Here is a 19431-nt window from a genome sequence, read left to right on the forward strand (position 1 = left end):
GTCGCCTCAGCGCGTCGTGTTCGTCGCGTTCGCGACCTGGACGCACCAGGCCGCCGCCCGGGAGCGGACGGCGCTCTTCGTCGACCCGGACGGTCCCTGGACCTCGCAGGTGAGCCAGGTGTCGTCGAACAGGCCGGCGTAGCGCTCGCGCAGCGAGCCGTCCTCGAGACGGCAGGACTGGAGCTGCGAGGGGTTGCCGAAGTCCGGCCCGGGGGCGACCGTGCAGCCCTTCTGGCGGCCGGCGGCCCGCATCACCTCTCGCGCCTGGGCGGTCGTGACCGGGTCGGCGAACAGCCAGGCGGCGGCCGAGTAGCCGTCGGCGGACCAGCGGCAGCCGTTCTCGTGCACGACGTCCTTGCCCGCCGCGTCCGCCTCGCCGGAGCCGGCGTCACCGGAGACGGCGACCTCCTGGCCGCTGCGCCAGCGCTCGCCGGAGCCCCGGCGGCCGTCGAGCGCCGTCTTCACGGCGGAGGAGGGCAGCAGCGAGCAGAACTCGATCCGCACCAGACGCATCGCGTCCGTGTTGAGCCGCGCGATGGGGGTCGGCGGGGCGGTGGCCTGCGACGTGGGGGGAGCCTCGCCGCTGCACGCGGTGAGCGCCGCCACGGCACTCAGCAGCACCGCAGCCGCGCGGGCGGACGTCGTACGGCGGCGGGGGAGAAGCACGGCGACCACCCTAGGGCGTGGCCGGTCACGACGCCGACGGCTCGTGGTCGTACGACGCGAAACGCGCGGGAAGCAGCGGTGCGGGGGGAGCCTTGGCCGCTCTCCTAGAGTGGGCGCGGCCGGACGTGCCCGATCATCGACGGGGCACCACGAGACCCCGACCGCCGGCCGCCCCTCACCGTGATCCGATTCGAGAACGTCACCTCGGTCTACGCCCAGCAGCAGCGCGCTGCGCTGGAGGACGTCAACGTCGACATCGACAAGGGCGAGTTCGTCTTCCTGGTCGGTGCCTCCGGCTCCGGCAAGTCGACGTTCCTGCGGCTGGTGCTGCGCGAGAACCGTCCCACCCAGGGCCGCGTCTACGTCGCCGGCAAGGAGATCAACCGGCTGGCCAGCTGGAAGATCCCCTCGCTGCGGCGCGACATCGGCACCGTCTTCCAGGACTTCCGGCTGCTGCCGAACAAGACCGTCGCGGAGAACGTCGCGTTCACCCTCCAGGTGATCGGCAAGCCGCGCGGCACCATCAACCGCGCCGTGCCCGAGACCCTCGAGCTCGTCGGGCTGGAGGGCAAGGGGCAGCGCATGCCCGACCAGCTCTCCGGTGGTGAGCAGCAGCGGGTCGCCATCGCCAGGGCATTCGTGAACCGGCCGATGATCCTCATCGCCGACGAGCCCACCGGCAACCTCGACCCGAACACCTCGGTCGGGATCATGAAGCTCCTCGACCGGATCAACCGCACCGGAACGACGGTCGTCATGGCCACCCACGACGCAGGCATCGTCGACCAGATGCGCAAGCGCGTCATCGAGCTCGACCAGGGCCGGGTCACCCGCGACCAGGCCCGCGGCGGCTACGGCTACCAGCACTAGCCGGGCTCCCCGACCGCACTTCCCCGCCCCCCAGCAAGGACCGCTCATGCGACTCAGGTACGTGTTCTCCGAGACCGGCACCGGTCTGCGACGCAACGTCTCGATGACCGTCGCACTGGTGGTGACGATGTTCGTCTCCCTCACCCTGGTGGGCATGGGCCTGCTGCTCAACACCCAGGCCGACAAGGCCGAGCAGCGGTGGGGCAGCCGCCTGCAGATCACGGTCTACATGTGCAACGACATCTCCAAGTCGGCCAACTGTGCGGGTGGGGAGGTCACCGGCGCGCAGCGGTCGACGATCGAGGATACGCTGAAGACGCACCCCGAGGTCCGCTCGACCGACTACCGCAGCAAGAAGACCGAGTACGCCGCGCTCCAGGAGCTCGCGAAGTCCCAGGACTCCAGCCGTCAGGACCTGTACTCCGCGGTCAAGGTCGAGGACATGAACACCGCGTACCGCGTCACGCTCAAGGACCCGCAGAAGTACCAGGGCGTCGAGGGTGCCGTACGCGGGCTGCAGGGGGTGGACTCCGTCCAGGACCTGCACCAGATCCTCTCGCCGATCTACGCCTTCCTCTCGGCGATGAAGTGGGGCGCGATCGGGATCGCGGTGTTCCTGCTGATCGCGGCCGTGCTCGAGATCGGCAACACGATCCGGCTGACCGCGTTCGCCCGGCGCCGCGAGATCGGCATCATGCGGCTGGTCGGTGCCAGCTCGCTCTACATCCAGCTGCCGTTCCTGATGGAGACGCTCGTGGCCGCCCTGGTCGGTGTCGCGCTGTCGGGGGTGGCAATCGCCCTGTTCACCTACCTCGTGGTCTACCGGCTGCTGCGGGAGAACTCCGAGGTGGTGGCCTGGATCGGCTGGGCCGACGCGGGGCAGGCGATCGGGCTGATCGCCGTCCTCGGCATCGTGCTCACCTTGATCCCGACACTCGTGCTCACGCGCAAATACCTCAAAGTCTGACCGCCCGGGTTTACCGTCGAGGGGTTCACCTTCCCCCTTGCGAACAAAGGCAACACCTGTGGCTCACTTCCCCGTGCCCTTCCGTCCTGCCCACCTGCGCCACCGGGCGCTCGTCGCCTCCGCACTGCTGGCCCTGACCGCCGGCTCCGTCGCGACCGGTCTGCCCTCCGGCACCCCTGCCGCGCGCGCCGACGACCTGAAGGACAAGCACGGCAAGGTACGCAGCCAGATCAAGGCCGCCGAGTCCGATCTCGAGGACACCTCCGCCGCCTCCGTACGCGCCCACCGCGCGCTGAGCGCCGCCCAGGCCAAGCTCGACGCCGCCCAGGGCGCACTGGCGACCAGCCGCGCCAAGCTCGCCGAGGCCCAGCAGCTCGACGCGGCCCTGCAGACCCAGCTCACCCAGGCCGAGGCTGCCGTCACCAAGGCGAAGGCCGAGCTGGCGCGCCAGAAGGAGGTGGTCGAGGAGCAGCGTCGCGACATCGGGCGCCAGGCCGCCGCCAACCTGCACCAGACCTCGCCCCAGCTCGTCGGGCTCTCCACGATGCTGCGCTCGCAGGACCCGGCCACGCTCCCGACCGGGATGCAGGCCGTCGACAACATGATGACCGAGCAGAACACCCTGCTGGACAAGATGAAGGCCCTGCAGTCGCAGCTGGACCGCAAGAAGGACGCGCTCACGAAGGCCCAGGAGCAGGTGCGCGCCAAGCGCGAGGCCGCCGCGGCGAACCTCACCGAGATGGCGCGCCTCGAGGGCCAGGCGCGTACGGCCGAGGCGTCGGTGGCCGCGCTGGTCGGGCAGCGTACGACCGCCCAGCAGGCCGCCGACAAGGCCAAGGCCTCCGACCAGGCGCAGCTCAGCTCGCTCAACGCCGAGGACGCCCGGATCTCGGCGCAGCTGAAGAAGCGGGCGGCCGCCGCCAAGGCGGCCGCGGCCCGGGCGTCGACAAGCGGTCAGGGTGGCGGCTCGAGCAGCAGCAACGGCAGCGGTCCGCTGCTGCGGCCGGTCTCGGGCTACGTGACCTCACCCTTCGGTTACCGGGTGCACCCGATCTACGGCTACTACAGCCTGCACAACGGCACGGACTTCCACGCGCCCTGCGGCACGCCGATGAAGGCGGTCGGCAACGGCAAGGTGATCGAGAAGTACTACCAGTCGGCGTGGGGCAACCGTCTGCTGATCGACCTCGGTCAGGTACGGGGCCACAACGTCGTGGTCATCTACAACCACGCCCCCGGCTACCGGGTCGGCGTCGGCGACCGGGTGAGCCGCGGCGAGATCGTCGGCTACTCCGGCACCACCGGGTGGTCCACCGGCTGCCACCTGCACTTCACGGTCATGGTCGACGGCGTCCCGAAGAACCCGCTGGACTGGATGTAGCCGCCGCTCTGGGACACTGGTCCCGTGGCCAGGGAAGTCGGGCGGAAGCTGATCGCGCAGAACCGCAAGGCGCGTCACGACTACCACATCGACGACGTCTTCGAGGCGGGCCTGGTGCTCGTCGGCACCGAGGTGAAGTCGCTGCGCGCGGGCCGCGCGACCCTGACCGACGGGTTCGGCGAGATCGACAGGGGCGAGGCGTTCCTGCACGGCGTGCACATCCCGGAGTACACCGAGGGGACCTGGACCAACCACCAGCCCCGCCGGGTCCGCAAGATGCTGCTGAACCGCGCCGAGATCGACCGGATCGACACCCGTGTCAACGAGCGCGGCTACACGCTCGTCCCCCTCGCGCTCTACTTCAAGGACGGCAAGGCCAAGGTCGAGATCGCGCTCGCGCGCGGCAAGAAGACCTACGACAAGCGTCGGTCGCTCGCCGAGAAGCAGGCCAACCGTGAGAAGCAGGAGGCGCTCGGCCGCCAGCTGAAGGGCATGGGCTGAGTCGTGCCCTGGTCCGACGACGACGTTCCCGCGTTCTGGCGCGAGCTCGGCATCCCGGGCCTGTACGACGTCCACGTCCACTTCCTGCCGCCGCGCATCCAGGCGGCGGTGTGGAAGGTGTTCGACGACGCCGGCCCGAAGATCGGCCGCCCGTGGCCGATCCGCTACCGAGGGTCGTACGACGAGCGGGTCGCGCAGCTTCGCGGGCTCGGGGTGCGTCGCTTCGGCACGCTGCCGTACGCCCACAAGCCGGGCGTGGCGACGTTCCTCAACGACTGGGCCCGCGACTTCGCCGCGGAGGTTCCCGAAGCGCTGTGGTCGGCGACGCTCTACCCCGAGCCGGAGGCGGCGACGTACGTCCCCGAGACGATCGCCGCCGGGGCTGAGGTCTGGAAGGTGCACGTGCAGGTCGGCGAGTTCGAGCTCGACGACCCGCTGCTCGACCCGGCCTGGGGCGCGCTGGCGGACGCGGGCACTCCGGTGGTCATCCACGCCGGCTCCGGGCCGGTGCCCAACGAGCACACCGGCCCTGCTCCGCTGGCACGTGTGCTGCAGCGGCACCCTCGACTCACGGTCGTCGTCGCGCACATGGGCGCGCCGGAGTACGCCGACTTCCTCACGCTCGCGGAGACGTACGAACGCACCCACCTGGACACGACGATGGTGTGGACCGAGTTCTTCTCCCAGATGGGGGAGAGCGCGCCGTTCCCGGACGACCTGCTGCCCCGACTGGTGGATCTCGGCCCGAAGGTGCTGCTGGGCAGCGACTTCCCGACCATCCCGTACCCCTACGCCCACCAGCTCGAGGTGCTCACCCGGCTGCGCGAGCGCGAGCCGCGCCTCGACGACGACTGGCTGCGCGACGTCTGCTGGCGCACGCCCCGGCGCCTACTGGGGGAGTAGGTCTCGACCCGCGGCGTTCCGGCCGGGCGTGAGTCTCACCGGGTCTCGACGCGCTCCTCGCTGGCGCTCGTCGCTGCTCGACCACCTGCGGTGGTCGAGCCCGATGCGAGCGCAGCGAGCGAGGACGTCGAGACCCCCGCACCGGCAGCGTCCGCCGTTCGCATGGTGGTCGAGCAGCCGGCGAGCGTGTCGAGACCGTGCCGGCTCCGGGGAACACGCGGGCCTGCGTCGGTGCTGTGGCGTACCCTGGAACGCACAACTCAAGAGGGGCTGATTGGTTTCGACTGGGGACGCTAGTCCCAGGAGAAGCGGGTCGAGAAGCCAGCGTCATCTCGTAAACGTTCGCTGGAAACCACAAGTGCCAACTCCAAGCGCACTGACTTCGCTCTCGCTGCCTGAGCAGTGATCGAAGGGTCAGACCGGGCATCCGTCTCCGTCCCGGACCCTGGCCTCATCTAGGAGACTTGCTGGTCACTCCCCGTCGGGAGGGGTGATCGGGACTCTTTCCCGACTGGGCCCGTCGGCGAGCTGTTCGTGGCAGCGCCGGGGCCGAGAAAAGCGATCTCACGAACTACACCCGTAGAAGACCTGGGTCGGCGCTCGAGGACGCGGGTTCGATTCCCGCCAGCTCCACCGTGCACCGCTCACGACCGGCCCACCTGCTTTGAGCAGGTGGGCCGGTCGTCGTCTGTCGGGCGCCAGGGCCGACATGTGACAGTTGCTTGGCAAATGCGTCGGCCACGTGTAGAACGTAAGGGTCCATCCCTGACGAGGAGACCCTGCGATGACGACCACTGACGACCGCACCGGTGCGGCACCGGAGCCGACCGGGCCGCTGAGCACGATCGACTACTCGGAGCGGATCCCCAACAACGTCAACCTCAACGAGGACCGGCGCCTGCAACGCGCGCTGGAGGGCTGGCAGCCGAAGTTCCTCGACTGGTGGCGCGACCTCGGGCCGCAGCTGCCGACCGAGAACGTCTACCTGCGTACGGCGATCGCCGTGGGCCGCGACGGGTGGGCGCACTTCGACCACGTGCCGATGGAGGAGTACCGCTGGGGCATCTTCCTGGCCGAGCAGGACCCGGACAAGACGATCAGCTTCGGCAAGCACAAGGGCGAGCCGGTCTGGCAGGAGGTGCCCGGCGAGCACCGCGCCGACCTGATGCGCCTGATCGTCATCCAGGGCGACACCGAGCCGGCTTCCGTCGAGCAGCAGCGGGTCCTCGGCGCGACGGCGCCGAGCATCTACGACATGCGCAACCTGTTCCAGGTCAACGTGGAGGAGGGCCGCCACCTGTGGGCGATGGTCTACCTGCTGCACGCGTACTTCGGCCGCGAGGGGCGTCAGGAGGCTGAGCAGCTGCTCAAGCGCAACTCCGGCGACCTCGACGCCCCGCGGATCCTCGGTGCCTTCAACGAGGAGACCACCGACTGGCTGCAGTTCTTCATGTTCACCTACTTCACCGACCGCGACGGGAAGTACCAGCTCGGCACGCTCAAGGAGTCCGCGTTCGACCCGCTCGGGCGCACCTGCGAGTTCATGCTCAAGGAGGAGGCCCACCACATGTTCGTGGGCACCACCGGCGTGCAGCGCACCGTGGAGCGCACCGCCGAGGTGATGAAGGCGAAGGGCGGTCCGGCGAGGTTCGAGGACGGAGTGATCCCGCTGCAGGTGATCCAGCAGTACCTCAACTTCCAGTTCTCGGTCTCGATGGACCTCTTCGGCTCCGAGCAGTCCACCAACGCCGGCAACTACTACTCCTCCGGGCTCAAGGGCCGCTGGCAGGAGACCCGGCGCAAGGACGACCACGTCCTGCTCGACGACACCCGCACGATGCGTCACGTCGTCGACGGGCAGATCGTCGAGAAGGAGGTGCCGATGCTCAGCGCCCTCAACCTCGACCTCCGCGACGAGTACGTCGCCGACTGCGAGAACGGCGTACGCCGGTGGAACCAGGAGCTCGAGGACGCCGGGCTCGAGGAGCGGCTGGTCCTCCCGCACGAGGGCTTCAACCGCAAGGTGGGGACGTACGCCGCGCACAGGATCAGCCCCGACGGCCGGGTGCTGAGCGAGGACGAGTGGGCCGCGTCAGTCGACGAGTGGCTGCCCTCGGAGGAGAGCCGCCGGGCGGTCGCGGACCTGATGGTGCCGGAGTACGAGTACGGCAAGTTCGCCGCCTGGATCGCGCCGCCCAAGACCGGCATCAACGACCAGCCGGTCGAGTTCGACTACGTCCACCTCGCCGAGGAGGGCCTGGCCTGATGGCTCTCGCCTGGGTGCGCGAGGACGACCCGGTCTGGGACGCCGACAAGCGGCGCGTGATCGGCGGCGCGCCAGAGGGCGCATTCGTGCTGCCCTTCGCCGACGGGGACCCGCTGCCGGGGGAGTGGTGGTCGGCCCGCGACGCAGGCGCCGACGGCACCGTCCTGGGGTACGGCCGGCTCGACGTCACTTGGGGCGGCGACGCCGAGATCCTGCTCGCCGTCGATCCCGCCGGGCAGGAGAAGGGGGTGGGCAGCTTCGTCCTCGCCCGCCTCGAGGACGAGGCCGCCGCCCGCGACCTCAACTACGTCCACAACCGGATCCGCGAGCACGCCGACGCCGACCGGGTGCACGACTGGCTCGTGGTGCGTGGCTTCCGCGGCTCCACGAGCGAGGACCTGCGCAAGCGCGTCGGTGCCGGCGGTGGGCGTGAGCGGCCCGCGAGCGCGAGTACACCGGCCCGCCCGCAGCCCTCGCGCGCCGCCTCCGGCGGCAGCGGATCGTCGCGTGCGCCCGGCCACGAGGAGCAGGGCGGCTACGTCGACGTGGACGAGCACCAGTACTGAGCGAGATGAGGTGGTCGAGCCCGACCGAGCGCTAGCGAGGGAGGACGTCGAGACCACCGGCACTGGCGGGGGTGAGTGGTCGCTTGCCGGGTCTCGACGCGCTCGCTGGCGCTCGCTGCTCGACCTCCTCGGTGCGCTCAGGTGCGCGCGTCGGCCTCGGCCTGCATCCGGGCCCACTCGTGCTGCGCGGGCTCGTGCCACGCGGCGTGGCGGGAGTGGAACAGCTCGGCGGCGCGCGGGCCGGGCCAGTCGTGGTCGAGGAGCTCGTGGGGCAGCGCGGGGTCCAGGAAGGGGAACCGTCGCCAGTCCTGCACCAGCGCCACCTGGGCGGCGAGGGCGTCGGCGGGCGAGGTGGTGTCTCGTACCTCGAAGGTGTCGAGGAACTCCAGGTAGCGCTTCTCGACGTCGGCCAGGTCCCAGGCCGCGCCGACGAGCCGGGCCTCGTCGCCGACCCCCGAGGTCGGGCCGAGCCAGGCGAAGGACTGCTCGACGAGACCGAGCGAGGCGACCACCTCGGCAACCGCCTCGGACTGCTCGGCGTCCGGTGTCACCCACAGGCCCGAGGACGGCGAGCCGAGGCCGAGCCAGGTCAGCCGCGTCCGCAGCCGGTGGCGCAGCTTGCGCTGGGACTCCGGGATCGAGACCGTCAGCACCAGCCAGCGCCCGTCCCACGCGCGCGGCTCGCGCATGAAGCCGTAGATCCGCGACGTCCCCTCGGTCAGCAGCTCTCGGCCCTGTGCCGTCAGCGACCAGGAGGTACGACGACCGTGCCGGGCGGAGTCGAGCAGCCCCTCGGCGCCGGTACGCGCCAGTGCCTGCCGGGCCGCGCGCTGCTCGACCTCGAGCAGGGCGAGGGCGTCGAGGATCGTCGAGGTCCACACCGGCTCGCCGCGCGGCAGCACGAACTCGCCGAGCACGGTGAGCAGCAGCGACCGCGCGCTCTCGGAGCCGATCTCCCGGCGCCTGGTCAGCGGCCCGGTCCCGGCCTCGGTCTCGCTCTGGGTCACGCTCCGCCTCGTTTCGTGGACACGCAGAGGGTACGACGACTTAAGTTCCACATCGTGTTGACGGATCACGACGACAACGTAGAGTGTTATGCGTCACGGTTCCCGACGCAGGAGGCGAGCACCCCCGATGACCGCAGTGCGTGACGAGGAGCAGACCGAGCAGGGCGCCGACGGGTCCACGGGCGCTGCGAGCGGGGCCGAGGTCCCTGTCGTCGACTTCGCGACCTCGCCGGACCGGTACCGGCACTGGACCCTCGAGATCGACGGTGAGGTGGCCACGGTGACGCTGACCGTCGACGAGGCGGGGGGCCTGGTGCCCGGCTACGAGCTGAAGATGAACTCGTACGACCTCGGCGTCGACATCGAGCTGTACGACCTGACCCAGCGCCTGCGTTTCGAGCACCCCGAGGTCAAGGCGGTCGTCATGACCGGCGGCCTGGAGCGGATGTTCTGCGCGGGTGCCAACATCCGGATGCTCGCGCGGTCCAGCCACACCTGGAAGGTAAACTTCTGCAAGTTCACCAACGAGACCCGCAACGGCATCGAGGACGCCACCGCCCACGGCCAGACCTGGATCGCGGCGCTCAACGGCACGGCCGCCGGCGGCGGGTACGAGATGGCGCTGGCCTGCGAGGAGATCATCCTCCTCGACGACGGCTCGTCGACCGTGTCGCTCCCCGAGGTCCCGCTGCTCGGGGTGCTGCCGGGGACCGGCGGGCTGACGCGTGTCGTCGACAAGCGGCACGTGCGCAAGGACCGCGCCGACCTGTTCGCCACCAAGTCCGAGGGGTACCGCGGCGAGACCGCCGTCGAGTGGGGTCTGGTCGACGCGACGTACCCGATGCGCGAGTGGGAGGAGAGGGTCGCCGGGCACGCCGCCGCGGCGGTCGCGCGCTCCACCCGGTCGGGGGAGCGCGGCGTCGAGCTGATCCCGCTCGAGGTGAGCGTCGAGGACGGCACCATCCGCTACCCGTACCTCGAGGCGCGGACGTCCGAGACCGGTCGCAGCGTCGACATCACCGTCGTCGGACCCGACCAGGCCGCTCCCCAGGACGCGGCCGCTGCGCTCGCCCAGGGTGTCGACTACTGGCCGATGGCGCTCGCCCGTGCCCTGGACGACCTGGTGCTCCGGCTGCGCACCAACGAGCCCGACCTCGGCACCTGGGTGTTCCGCACCCGGGGCGAGAGCGACCTCGTCCTCGGCTACGACGAGCAGCTGCGCGACGGCGGCCACTGGTACCTCGAGGAGGTCCGTGCCTACCTCGCCCGGGTGCTCAAGCGTCTCGACGTGACCAGCCGCAGCCTGATCAGCGTGATCGAGCCCGGGTCGTGCCTCGTCGGCGTGCTGCTCGAGGTGAGCCTGGCCTGCGACCGGCAGTACATGCTGGACGGGGTCTACGAGGACGTCGACCCCGACGCCACGCCCGCCGCGCTCACTCTCACCGCGTCCAACGACGGCACCTACCCGATGGGCAACGGGCTCTCCCGGCTGGCCAGCCGGTTCTGGGGCCAGGAGGATCAGCTCGAGTCGGCCCGGCAGCACCTCGGCGAGCCGGTGGAGGCCGTGGCCGCCGAGGAGGTCGGCCTGGTGACGATGGCGCTGGACGACATCGACTTCGAGGACGAGCTGCGGATCGTGCTCGAGGAGCGGGCCTCGCTCTCACCCGACGCGCTGACCGGCATGGAGGCCAACCACCGCTTCGTCGGGCCGGAGACGGTCGAGACCAAGATCTTCGGTCGGCTCACCGCCTGGCAGAACTGGATCTTCAACCGGCCCAACGCCTCCGGCCCGGACGGGGCGCTGAGACGCTACGGCTCCGGACAGCGCGGCAGCTACGACCACCGGCGGGTGTGAGCACCGCGATGGCCGAGCCCGAGTTCAACGCCGCGCAGTACCTCCTGCACAGCCGCCTCGACGAGGGGCGCGGCGAGCACGTCGCGGTGCGTACCGCCGCGGGGGAGACGACGTACGCCGAGCTGAGCGCGCTCGTGCTGCGGGTGGCCGCGGCCTACCGCGCCCTCGGTCTGCGCCGCGACGACCGCGTCCTGCTGGTCGCCAGCGACGAGGTCCCGATGCTGGCCTCGATCCTGGCGGCGTTCCACGCCGGGTTGGTGGCCGTGCCGGTCTCGACCATGTTCACCGGTCCGGAGCTCGGCAGCCTGATGTCCGACTCCGGGGCGCGAGTCGTCGTGTGCACCGAGGAGTTCGCCGACGTGGTCGCGGTCGCGCTGCAGGCGGCGCCCGAGGTCGAGCACGTCGTCGCCGTCGGGGACGCGGGCCCGCTCGCCACCACCGGCGGCCGGGAGCTGCACACGTGGAGCGACCTGCTGGCGCTGGGTGGGAACGCGCTCGCCGACGACCCGGGCACGGCAGGGCTCGCGCCGACCGGGACCGACTCGTGGGCGCTCTGGCTCTACACCTCGGGCACGACCGGGTCGCCCAAGGCCGCGATGCACCGGCACGCCAGCATCCGCACCGTCTGCGAGACCTACGCCCACCAGGTCCTCGGCATCACGCCGGAGGACACGACGTACTCCGTGGCGAAGCTGTTCTTCGCGTACGGCATCGGCAACTCGCTGTTCTTCCCGCTCTCGGTGGGCGCGACGACCGTGCTGGAGCCGCGGCGGCCGACACCCGCGGTGGTCCACGAGCGGCTGGCCGAGCAGCGGCCGACGCTGTTCTTCGGCGTGCCGACCTTCTACGCCGCGCTCGTCGCCAGCGACATCCCCGCCGACGCGTTCGCGTCGGTACGCCTGTGCGCCTCGGCCGGCGAGCCGCTGCCGGCACCGCTGCAGCGCCGGTTCACCGAGCGGTTCGGCGTGGAGATCCTCGACGGCATCGGGTCCACCGAGGCCCTGCACATCTTCTTGTCGAACGCGCCGGACGACATCCGCCCAGGCACGACCGGTCGCGCCGTCCCCGGCTACGACCTGGAGGTACGACGTGCCGACGGCACCGTCGCCGACGTCGACGAGCCGGGTGCGCTCTTCGTCCGCGGCGACTCCAACGCGCTCGGCTACTGGCGTCGCGCCGACGCCAGCCGGCAGGTCTTCCAGGGCGCCTGGCTCTCCACGGGCGACACCTACGTGCGCGACGCCGAGGGCTACCACCGCTGCCTGGGCCGCAACTCGGACATGTTGAAGGCTGGCGGCATCTGGGTCTCCCCGGCCGAGGTCGAGAGCCGGCTGCTCGAGCACGCGGGCGTGCGCGAGGCGGCCGTGGTCGGGGTCGCCGACGACGACGGGCTGGACAAGCCGGTCGCCGTGGTGGTGGCCGAGGGCGTGACGGCGGCCGAGCTGGTGGCGTGGTGCCGCCAGGGGCTCGCGCACTTCAAGGCGCCGCGCCAGGTGGTGTTCGTCGAGGAGCTGCCCAAGACAGCGACCGGCAAGCTGCAGCGTTTCAAGGTGCGCGCCCTGCTGGTCGAGGGGCGCGTCCCGGAGGACGAGGCGTCCGTACCCGCCGCCGACGTCGCCGGCGCCACCACCTGAGGTCCCGCACCACCAACGAGAAGGAGGCCCCGTGCCGTACGTGATCGCCAGCGCCTGCATCGACGTCAACGACAAGGCGTGCGTCGACGAGTGCCCCGTGGACTGCATCTACGAGGGCAGCCGCAAGAGCTACATCAACCCGCGCGAGTGCATCGACTGCGGTGCGTGCGAGCCCGTGTGCCCGGTCGAGGCGATCGCCCAGGACCGCCGGCTAGAGGACGAGGACGAGCAGTTCATCGGCGACAACGCGGCCTTCTTCACGGTCACGCTCGAGGGACGTGAGGAGCCGCTCGGGGACCCCGGCGGCGCGGCCAAGGTGGGTGACCTGGAGACTGACACCCCGCTGGTGATCGGCTGGTGACTCCCTGATGCTCGACGGCACCCTCTTCGTCGACGCGCACGTCCACGTGCCGGTGCTGGGCAGCCTGAAGCCCGCCTGGCTGGAGTGGATGCACGAGTTCGGCGCGCCCGGCCTCGTCGACCGGGTGTGGGACGCGGACGGTCGCCCCCGCCCGGCGGCGCTGCGCGAGCTCTTCCTGGCCGAGGGGCTCGACCACGCGATGCTGTTCTGCGAGTACAGCCCCAAGGCCACCGGCTACCAGCACTTCGACGACCTGCTGCCGGTCGTCGAGCACGACCCCGTGCTGTTCCGGCCCGTCGCCAACGTCAACCCGCACCTGCACTTCCCGCTCGCCGCCGAGCTCACCCGTCAGCTCGACCACGGGGCCGCCGCCCTGAAGCTGCACCCGGTGCACGGCGGCTTCCGTTGCGACGACGCCGCGCTCTACCCGGCGTACCAGGTCCTCGTCGAGCGCGGCGTCCCCTTGGTCGTGCACTGCGGCACCTCGAGCTTCCCCGGCTCGCGCAACGAGCTCGCCGACCCGGCCACCCTGCTGCCGGTCGTCCGCGACTTCCCCGACCTGCACGTCGTCCTCGCCCACGGCGGACGCGGCTGGTGGTACGACGCCGCCGCCTCGATGGCCCTGGCCAACCCGCGGGTGTGGATCGAGCTGTCCGGCCTGCCGCCGAAGCGGCTGCCGGACTACTACTCCCGCTTCTCCCTGCCCCGGCTGGCGCGCACGTGGATCTTCGGCACCGACTGGCCCGGCGTGCCCGGCACCGCCGCCAACGCCCGCGCGGTCGTCGGGCTCGGCCTGGACGACGAGACCGCGGCGCTCGTCCTCGGCGGCAACGCGCAGCAGGTGTACGCCGGGCTCTGAGTGCGGCGAAGCCACGACGTCGTACGAGCTGGCTGCTCGGGCGACCGGTTCGTATGACGTCCCGCGCCGGGCCGGGCCGGGCCGGTGAGTCCTAGGTGCGTGCAGGCTCGCGCACGACCCCGCGGACCGGCTCGTCGTCGACCTCGCCGGTCACGAGGGCCGGTCGCCAGCCCACGTGGTTGCCGGTGCCCAGCGCCGCGATCCACATCCCGGCGGTGCCGACGAGGACCCCGCCGACGGTGTCGATCGCGAAGTGCCAGCCGAGGTAGACCGTGCCCAGCGAGGTCAGCCCGAGGAAGGCCCAGGCGGCGATCTTGTACGACCGGCGCCGGCTGGCCAGCTGCACCACCAGGCACATCGTCATCATCAGGCCGACGTGCAGCGAGGCGAAGGCGGCGATGGACTGCAGGGTGTGGGCGCCGACCGGGTCCGCGAGCACCTCGATGCGCCCGTCGAGCAGACCCTGCTCGAGGTCGGTGACCATCGTGTGCGGCAGGCCGGCGAAGGTGCCGGCGTCGGAGTAGATCGGCCCCAGGGTGGGGAACGCGAAGTAGGTGATGGCGCCCAGCGCCCAGTCGACGGCGATCGCGGTGACGAACCAGGCGGACGCCGAGCGGTGGCGGGTGAAGACCAGCGCCCAGGCCAGCGACACGGGGATCAGCACGATCCAGGCGACGTAGACGAACGAGAAGAAGTGCGCGACGAGGCTCGAGGTGCCGAACAGCGAGTGCAGGACCTGGGCCGGGTCGTGGCCGAAGAACAGCCAGCGGTCGATGCTCGCGAAGGTCGAGTCCCACAGGGTGTCGTTGACGAAGGGGACGGCGTTCTTGAGGTTGCGGAAGGTCGCGTACGTGACGTACCACGCGGCCAGGCCCACGAGCATGAACCGGACCTGGCGTGGGGTCCACCGCTCCCGCAGCACCCCGCGCACCGTCGCCCGCAGCCCGACCGGCTCCGCGGAACCTCGCGCGCGGCCCCAGCGCAGCGCCACGCGGGGCACGACGTCGACGAGGAACGCGGCCAGCAGGATCAGCGGGAACCGGACGTACGCAGGCCCCGTGGCGTCGTCGTCGGGGTCCAGCAGCGGCAGGTCGACGGAGCTGCTGACCAGCACGGTCGCGACCACCATGACGCCCGCGAGCACCACGAGGAAGCGGAACCGGGACTCGACCACGCCCCGACGATAGTCGCCATCCCGCACCGAGGCCGCATCGCGGTGGTCATATCGTGACCTGGATCCCAGCAACGGGACCTCCACGAGCTAAGGAGCACACAGGTATGGCCAACACAGGGCGCTACGAGGGACGAGTGGTCATCGTGACCGGGGCGGCGCAGGGCATCGGCGCCGGCACCGCCAAGCGCTTCGCCGAGGAGGGCGCCGCCGTCGCGGTGCTGGACCTCGACGAGGGCAGGGCCGCCGAGACCGCCGCCGGACTGGGGGCGACCAAGGCGGTCGGCATCGGCTGCAACGTCACCGACAAGGCCTCCGTCGACGCTGCCGTCGAGCGCACGGTCTCCGAGCTCGGCGGCCTGCACGTGCTGGTCAACAACGCCGGCATCACCCAGGACGCGATGCTGTTCAAGATGACCGAGGACCAGTGGGACGCCGTGCTCGGTGTCCACCTCAAGGGCTCGTTCCTGATGAGCCAGGCGGCGCAGAAGGTCTTCGTCGACCAGAAGTACGGCAAGATCCTCAACACCTCCAGCACCTCGGCGAACGGCAACCGCGGCCAGGCCAACTACTCCGCCGCCAAGGCCGGACTGCAGGGCTTCACCCGGACGCTCGCCCTCGAGCTGGGTCGCTACGGCATCAACGTCAACGCGATCGCGCCGGGCTTCATCGAGACCGAGATGACCGACGAGACCGCCAAGCGGGTCGGGATGAGCGTCGAGGACTTCCGTGCGGCCGCCGGCGACCGCAACCCGATCAAGCGCACCGGCAAGCCCGAGGACATCGCGGCCGCGGCGGCGTTCCTGTGCAGCGACGAGGCGTCGTACATCACCGGCCAGATCCTGTACGTCGACGGCGGCGCCAAGATCTGACCACGGACCTCTCCACCAGGCTGGGCCCCGTCGGGTCGGCGACACGCTCGCCGCCCGGTGGGGCCTCGTCGGTTGCGGGGACCGCGTCCCTCATCATGGTCGGCATGTCTCACCCCCGCCTGCTCGCGCCCGCCCTCGTCGTCGCCCTCGCCCTGGGGGTGAGTGCCTGCGGCAAGGACGAGAAGCAGGCGGCCCCCGAGCCCTCCTCCTCGGCGACGCCCACGGCACCCGCCAAGCAGTACTGGCCCCTGACCGGGCAGGAGATCACCGGCGCGCTGCCCACGCACCCGCCGGTCGCGGTCAAGATCGACAACACCGAGAGCTCGCAGCCGCAGATCGGGCTGAACAAGGCCGACCTGATCACCGAGGAGCTGGTCGAGGGTGGGATGACCCGCCTCGCGGTCTTCTTCGACACCACGATCCCGCGGCTGGTCGGACCGGTGCGCTCGATGCGCGCCTCCGACATCGGTCTGGTCAAGCCGGTGAAGGGCGTCGTGGTCACCTCCGGCGCCGCGCCGGCCACCATCTCCCGGCTCAAGCAGGCGAAGGTGAACTTCAAGTCCAACGACGCCGGGAACGCCAAGGGCTTCTACCGCGCCGGCGACCGCACGGCGCCGTACAACCTGATGATGCGGCTGCCCGATCTGGTGAGGACCCTGGCCAAGCCGACCGCGCTGTCGCAGCCGTACCTGCCCTGGTCGAACCCGGCGAGCTTCGCGGGCACGGCGCCGGCGACGAGCGTGTCCGCGCAGTTCGGCGGGTCGCACACGACGCGGTGGGCCCTGCGCGGCCAGAAGTACGTCAACACCAACTCCAACGCCGCTGCCGGCACGGGTTTCAAGGCCGACACGATCGTGGTGGTCCGGGTGACCACCAAGGACGCGGGCTACCGGGACCCCGCGGGCAACTACGTGCCCGAGTCGGTCACCACCGGCGGCGGCAACGCGGCGGTCTTCCACGGCGGCAAGGCCCTCGTCGCGACGTGGGCCAAGAAGTCCCCGACCGCTCCGTTCACCTTCACCGACGCCAAGGGCGCGAAGCTCGGCATCCCCGCCGGGCACACCTTCGTCGAGGTGCTGCCGCGCAACGACAAGGGCGGTCGGCTGACCTACTCCGGCTGAGCCTCGGGGCCGTCCGCGCGGGCGAGGTCGTACGGGTCGGGCACGTGCAGGCCCTGCTCGCTCAGCGTGGCGAGCCCGGTGAGGATGAACCCGATCGCCGACTCCACCCGGGCCGCGGCCAGCGCCTGGTCCTCGGCCTGGCTCACGCTCTCGCCCGCCGAGGTCATCGCGCCGAAGAAGATCCGGCTGAACGTCTCCACCATCGCGTCGTCGAGCTCGGTGAGGGAGGACTCGAGGACGCCGCGGACGGCTTCGAGGACGATGCCGAACGCCGAGGCCTCCTCCCGCTCCCGGAACCGCTCCCAGCCCAGGACGGCGGGCCCCTGCTGGACGACGACGCGGGAGTACGCCGGGTCGCGGACCTCCTCGAGGAAGGCACGCAGCCCGTGTCGGGCCCGGTCGAAGGGGTCGGTGTCCGTGCGCAGGGCCTCGAGGATCCTGACCTTGGCCCGCTCCTCGACCGACTCGAAGACCGACTCGAAGAGCGCCTGCTTGCCGGAGAAGTGGTGGTAGAGCGCGCCCTTCGTGACCTCGGCCCGGGCCACGACGGCATCGAGGCTGGTGCCGGCGTACCCCTGCGCGGTGAACAGCTCCTCGCCCGCGGCGATCAGCGCGCGACGCGTGCTCCCGGACGAGAAGCGCTGCCGTCGGGTGCCCGACTTGGCCACCTCGAGCAGCTTCTCGGTCGGACGACGGGGCATCGGGTCAGCATAGGTGCGGCGCGGGCGGGGTGTGGGTGAGGTCACCGCCGAGGTGCTTGGTGGGTCCGTCGGGCTTCTCCATACTGGGAGTACGTACTGGCGGTATGACAGTGCCGCCGGTCCCTCCCAGAAGGAGCAGACCATGACCTGGAAGGCCTACCACCGCCGCGCCGAGGTCCTTCGTCAGGTGGCTGCCGCAGTCGACCTGCGCCGCGACGGCACCTTGCCCACGGACGTCCCCGGCGTCGCCGAGACCTTCACCGACGACCTGGACCTGATCGGCGCGCTCCACCTGCGCTGGCACCAGCGGCTCGTCGGACAGATCGAGCAGCACCAGCAGCACCACCCGACGGACCTCGAGGCGAGCGTGCGCGACGGCTGGCTGGCTGCCGCCCGCGCCCTCCCCGGCATCCGGCTCGTCGTCGACGAGGCGATGGCGCACCCGAGCGACGAGCGCACGGCCCGGGCGCTGGCCCGGGCGACCCTCAAGGAGCGCTCGCAGCTGGCTCTGCTGGCCGGCCTGGCCAGCCCGACCAGCGCCGGCGACGAGCGTGCCGCCGTCGTGGGCGCGCGAATCGAGCGTGACGCCCGCGAGCTGTGGGCGCCAGGGGCCCCGATGCCCACCGCGCCCGCCGCACCGGCGGCGGCACTGCACCGGCGAGCGGTCGGTGACGTACCCGACAGGCCGGCGCGGCCGGCCCCCGCCGCCAAATCGGCTCCGGCGAACGTGCCCGCCGGCTCGCCGGCCTTCGCCCGGCGGCTCCGGGCGGCGCTGTCCGCCTGAGTCCGGTCGAGGTGCGCGCCGTGACGCCGCGCGCCTGAGACGATGACCGGCATGGAGCCGATCGACCTGGGGGCGGCGAGCCTCGAGCCGCTCGCCGGGCGGCTGCTGGTGGCCTCGCCCTCGCTGGTCGACCCGAACTTCGCCCGCACCGTCGTGCTGCTGCTCGACGTCGACGACGACGGCGTGCTCGGGGTGGTGGTCAACCGCGCGGGCCACCTGCCCGTGGCCGACGTGCTCGAGCCGTGGGCCGACGTCGTGGTCGCACCGCCGGTCCTGCTCCCGGGCGGTCCGGTGGGGACCGACTCCGCGCTGGCGATCGCCACGCTGCGGACCGGGGTCGGGGAGCCGCTCGGCTGGCGGCGGCTGTACGACGACGTCGGTCTGCTGGACCTCGACAGCCCGCGCGAGCTGGTCACCCCGGCGCTGGACCGCGTGCGCGTCTTCGCGGGCTACGCCGGGTGGTCCCTCGGCCAGCTGGAGGACGAGCTCGCCGAGGGCGCGTGGTACGTCCTCGAGGGCGATCCCGGTGACGCGTTCGCGCTCGATCCCGCCACGGTGCGCGCCACGGTGCTGCGCCGCCAGCCCGAGCCGCTGAGCTGGCTGGCGTCGTACCCCGAGGACCCGACGCAGAACTGACCGTGGCCCCGGCTCCCTGACGTCGCGGCGTTAGGGTGGCGCGGTGACCCAGCAGACCGGCAGCGATGTCCTCGAGGACCGGCGCACCGTCCCGACCGAGGACGGCGACCACGAGCGGTTCTCGCACTTCGTCCCGAAGGACAAGCTGATGGACGCGATGGTCAACGGGACGCCCGTCGTCGCGCTGTGCGGCAAGGTCTGGATCCCTGCGCGCGACCCCGAGCGCTACCCGACGTGCCCGACCTGCCAGGAGATCTGGGAGAGCCTCAAGGAGGGTGACGAGTGACCCTGCGGGAGCCCGCACCGACCC

Annotated in this window: 20 protein-coding genes and 1 other RNA gene; 17 read left to right on the forward strand and 4 right to left on the reverse strand. The window is 71.3% G+C overall.

Going from position 1 to position 19431, the window contains the following annotated elements:
- Nucleotides 1–6 precede the first annotated feature (6 nt).
- Nucleotides 7–666 (reverse strand): hypothetical protein, encoded by a 660-nt coding sequence (locus tag IEX42_RS16950; RefSeq protein WP_188781274.1) that lies wholly within the window; start codon nt 664–666, stop codon nt 7–9.
- Between the two features lie 180 nt (nt 667–846).
- Here IEX42_RS16950 and ftsE point away from each other — a divergent pair, with 180 nt between their 5' ends.
- The 8 genes from ftsE (at nt 847) to IEX42_RS16990 (ending at nt 8120) form a co-directional block, all read left to right on the forward strand.
- A complete protein-coding gene (gene ftsE, locus IEX42_RS16955) occupies nt 847–1536 on the forward strand; it encodes a cell division ATP-binding protein FtsE (RefSeq protein ID WP_188781275.1) in 690 nt (229 codons plus the stop codon).
- A 46-nt stretch (nt 1537–1582) separates the two neighbouring features.
- Nucleotides 1583–2503 carry a permease-like cell division protein FtsX gene (ftsX, locus tag IEX42_RS16960; RefSeq protein ID WP_188781276.1) on the forward strand — a complete coding sequence of 307 codons (921 nt, stop codon included), beginning with the start codon at nt 1583–1585 and terminating at the stop codon, nt 2501–2503.
- A 58-nt stretch (nt 2504–2561) separates the two neighbouring features.
- A complete protein-coding gene (locus IEX42_RS16965; protein ID WP_188781277.1) occupies nt 2562–3884 on the forward strand; it encodes a peptidoglycan DD-metalloendopeptidase family protein in 1323 nt (440 codons plus the stop codon).
- A gap of 24 nt (nt 3885–3908) precedes the next feature.
- Nucleotides 3909–4385: an SsrA-binding protein SmpB gene (smpB, locus tag IEX42_RS16970; protein WP_188781278.1), complete on the forward strand. Its 477-nt coding sequence runs from the start codon at nt 3909–3911 to the stop codon at nt 4383–4385.
- Between the two features lie 3 nt (nt 4386–4388).
- A complete protein-coding gene (locus IEX42_RS16975) occupies nt 4389–5288 on the forward strand; it encodes an amidohydrolase family protein (RefSeq protein WP_188781279.1) in 900 nt (299 codons plus the stop codon).
- A gap of 266 nt (nt 5289–5554) precedes the next feature.
- Nucleotides 5555–5924: a transfer-messenger RNA gene (gene ssrA / locus IEX42_RS16980) on the forward strand.
- A gap of 148 nt (nt 5925–6072) precedes the next feature.
- Complete coding sequence (gene boxB, locus IEX42_RS16985; RefSeq protein WP_188781280.1) at nt 6073–7554, forward strand: benzoyl-CoA 2,3-epoxidase subunit BoxB; 1482 nt, start codon at nt 6073–6075, stop codon at nt 7552–7554.
- Nucleotides 7554–8120 (forward strand): GNAT family N-acetyltransferase, encoded by a 567-nt coding sequence (locus IEX42_RS16990; protein ID WP_188781281.1) that lies wholly within the window; start codon nt 7554–7556, stop codon nt 8118–8120. Before boxB ends, IEX42_RS16990 begins: the two co-directional genes overlap by 1 nt.
- 137 nt (nt 8121–8257) lie before the next feature.
- On the opposite strand, the gene IEX42_RS16995 is transcribed toward IEX42_RS16990, so the two are convergent.
- Complete coding sequence (locus IEX42_RS16995) at nt 8258–9127, reverse strand: PaaX family transcriptional regulator (protein ID WP_229661011.1); 870 nt, start codon at nt 9125–9127, stop codon at nt 8258–8260.
- A gap of 127 nt (nt 9128–9254) precedes the next feature.
- Here IEX42_RS16995 and boxC point away from each other — a divergent pair, with 127 nt between their 5' ends.
- From boxC to IEX42_RS17015, 4 genes are read left to right on the forward strand one after another with little or no spacing between them, the layout of a single operon-like run.
- A complete protein-coding gene (gene boxC, locus IEX42_RS17000) occupies nt 9255–10982 on the forward strand; it encodes a 2,3-epoxybenzoyl-CoA dihydrolase (RefSeq protein WP_188781282.1) in 1728 nt (575 codons plus the stop codon).
- Nucleotides 10979–12616: a benzoate-CoA ligase family protein gene (locus IEX42_RS17005; RefSeq protein ID WP_229661012.1), complete on the forward strand. Its 1638-nt coding sequence runs from the start codon at nt 10979–10981 to the stop codon at nt 12614–12616. Before boxC ends, IEX42_RS17005 begins: the two co-directional genes overlap by 4 nt.
- Nucleotides 12617–12647: 31 nt before the next feature.
- Nucleotides 12648–12977, forward strand: coding sequence for a ferredoxin (gene fdxA, locus IEX42_RS17010; protein WP_188781283.1), 330 nt, complete (start codon nt 12648–12650; stop codon nt 12975–12977).
- Between the two features lie 7 nt (nt 12978–12984).
- Complete coding sequence (locus tag IEX42_RS17015) at nt 12985–13836, forward strand: amidohydrolase family protein (protein WP_188781284.1); 852 nt, start codon at nt 12985–12987, stop codon at nt 13834–13836.
- 91 nt (nt 13837–13927) lie between these two features.
- Here IEX42_RS17015 and IEX42_RS17020 read toward each other — a convergent pair whose 3' ends face one another.
- Nucleotides 13928–15010 carry a phosphatase PAP2 family protein gene (locus IEX42_RS17020; RefSeq protein ID WP_188781285.1) on the reverse strand — a complete coding sequence of 361 codons (1083 nt, stop codon included), beginning with the start codon at nt 15008–15010 and terminating at the stop codon, nt 13928–13930.
- A 104-nt stretch (nt 15011–15114) separates the two neighbouring features.
- Between IEX42_RS17020 and IEX42_RS17025 the strand changes: the two genes are divergently transcribed.
- Both IEX42_RS17025 and IEX42_RS17030 read left to right on the forward strand, forming a co-directional pair.
- The gene (locus tag IEX42_RS17025; protein ID WP_188781286.1) at nt 15115–15879 is read left to right on the forward strand and encodes an SDR family NAD(P)-dependent oxidoreductase; all 765 of its coding nucleotides are present in this window, start codon (nt 15115–15117) and stop codon (nt 15877–15879) included.
- 104 nt (nt 15880–15983) lie between these two features.
- Nucleotides 15984–17000, forward strand: a complete 1017-nt coding sequence (locus tag IEX42_RS17030) for a DUF3048 domain-containing protein (protein WP_188781287.1) — start codon at nt 15984–15986, stop codon at nt 16998–17000.
- Here the strand turns inward: IEX42_RS17030 and IEX42_RS17035 are convergent.
- On the reverse strand, nt 16988–17701 hold the full coding sequence (locus IEX42_RS17035) for a TetR/AcrR family transcriptional regulator (protein ID WP_188781288.1): 714 nt from the start codon (nt 17699–17701) through the stop codon (nt 16988–16990). The two genes, IEX42_RS17030 and IEX42_RS17035, sit on opposite strands and share 13 nt — an antisense overlap.
- A gap of 142 nt (nt 17702–17843) precedes the next feature.
- Between IEX42_RS17035 and IEX42_RS17040 the strand changes: the two genes are divergently transcribed.
- Genes IEX42_RS17040 through IEX42_RS17050 form a run of 3 tightly spaced genes read left to right on the forward strand, consistent with a single transcriptional unit; the run spans nt 17844 to nt 19407 of the window.
- Nucleotides 17844–18485: a hypothetical protein gene (locus IEX42_RS17040; RefSeq protein ID WP_188781289.1), complete on the forward strand. Its 642-nt coding sequence runs from the start codon at nt 17844–17846 to the stop codon at nt 18483–18485.
- Between the two features lie 51 nt (nt 18486–18536).
- Nucleotides 18537–19121, forward strand: coding sequence for a YqgE/AlgH family protein (locus IEX42_RS17045; RefSeq protein ID WP_188781290.1), 585 nt, complete (start codon nt 18537–18539; stop codon nt 19119–19121).
- Between the two features lie 43 nt (nt 19122–19164).
- Nucleotides 19165–19407, forward strand: coding sequence for a DUF3039 domain-containing protein (locus tag IEX42_RS17050; protein WP_188781291.1), 243 nt, complete (start codon nt 19165–19167; stop codon nt 19405–19407).
- The last annotated feature ends 24 nt before the right edge of the window (nt 19408–19431 follow it).

The organism is Marmoricola endophyticus (genome assembly GCF_014644415.1).
GTDB lineage: Bacteria > Actinomycetota > Actinomycetes > Propionibacteriales > Nocardioidaceae > Marmoricola > Marmoricola endophyticus.